Source organism: Streptomyces sp. NPDC028331 (assembly GCF_055565775.1).
This window is the reverse complement of sequence record NZ_JBVHTR010000056.1, coordinates 1-1,432: the sequence shown is the minus strand read 5'-3', so window position 1 is coordinate 1,432 and position 1,432 is coordinate 1. Positions and strand designations below refer to the sequence as shown.

Annotated in this window: 1 rRNA gene; it reads right to left on the bottom strand. The window is 56.8% G+C overall.

Annotation, left to right across the window (positions count from 1 at the left end):
* Nucleotides 1-40 precede the first annotated feature (40 nt).
* Nucleotides 41-1,432 (bottom strand): 23S ribosomal RNA (locus ACZ4SW_RS37040); the annotation flags it as partial.

Sequence of the window (1,432 nt, the reverse complement as noted above, 5' to 3'; positions counted from 1 at the left end):
GTTCGTGGTTTCAGAACCAACACAGTGGACGCGAGCACCTGAGGACAAGCCCTCGGCCTATTAGTACCAGTCACCTCCACCCGTCACCGGGCTTCCAGACCTGGCCTATCAACCCAGTCGTCTACTGGGAGCCTTACCCCATCAAGTGGGTGGGAGTCCTCATCTCGAAGCAGGCTTCCCGCTTAGATGCTTTCAGCGGTTATCCCTCCCGAACGTAGCCAACCAGCCATGCCCTTGGCAGAACAACTGGCACACCAGAGGTTCGTCCGTCCCGGTCCTCTCGTACTAGGGACAGCCCTTCTCAAGACTCCTACGCGCACAGCGGATAGGGACCGAACTGTCTCACGACGTTCTAAACCCAGCTCGCGTACCGCTTTAATGGGCGAACAGCCCAACCCTTGGGACCGACTCCAGCCCCAGGATGCGACGAGCCGACATCGAGGTGCCAAACCATCCCGTCGATATGGACTCTTGGGGAAGATCAGCCTGTTATCCCCGGGGTACCTTTTATCCGTTGAGCGACGGCGCTTCCACAAGCCACCGCCGGATCACTAGTCCCGACTTTCGTCCCTGCTCGACCCGTCGGTCTCACAGTCAAGCTCCCTTGTGCACTTACACTCAACACCTGATTGCCAACCAGGCTGAGGGAACCTTTGGGCGCCTCCGTTACCCTTTAGGAGGCAACCGCCCCAGTTAAACTACCCATCAGACACTGTCCCCGATCCGGATCACGGACCCGGGTTAGACATCCAGCACGACCAGACTGGTATTTCAACGACGACTCCACCCGAACTGGCGTCCAGGCTTCACAGTCTCCCAGCTATCCTACACAAGCCGAACCGAACACCAATATCAAACTGTAGTAAAGGTCCCGGGGTCTTTCCGTCCTGCTGCGCGAAACGAGCATCTTTACTCGTAGTGCAATTTCACCGGGCCTATGGTTGAGACAGTCGAGAAGTCGTTACGCCATTCGTGCAGGTCGGAACTTACCCGACAAGGAATTTCGCTACCTTAGGATGGTTATAGTTACCACCGCCGTTTACTGGCGCTTAAGTTCTCAGCTTCGCCCACCCGAAAGTGAGCTAACCGGTCCCCTTAACGTTCCAGCACCGGGCAGGCGTCAGTCCGTATACATCGCCTTACGGCTTCGCACGGACCTGTGTTTTTAGTAAACAGTCGCTTCTCGCTGGTCTCTGCGGCCACCCCCAGCTCAGGAAGCAAGTTCCCTCACCAGGTGTGGCCCCCCTTCTCCCGAAGTTACGGGGGCATTTTGCCGAATTCCTTAACCATAGTTCACCCGAACGCCTCGGTATTCTCTACCTGACCACCTGAGTCGGTTTAGGGTACGGGCCGCCATGAAACTCGCTAGAGGCTTTTCTCGACAGCATAGGATCATCCACTTCACCACAATCGGCTCGGCATCAGGTCTCAG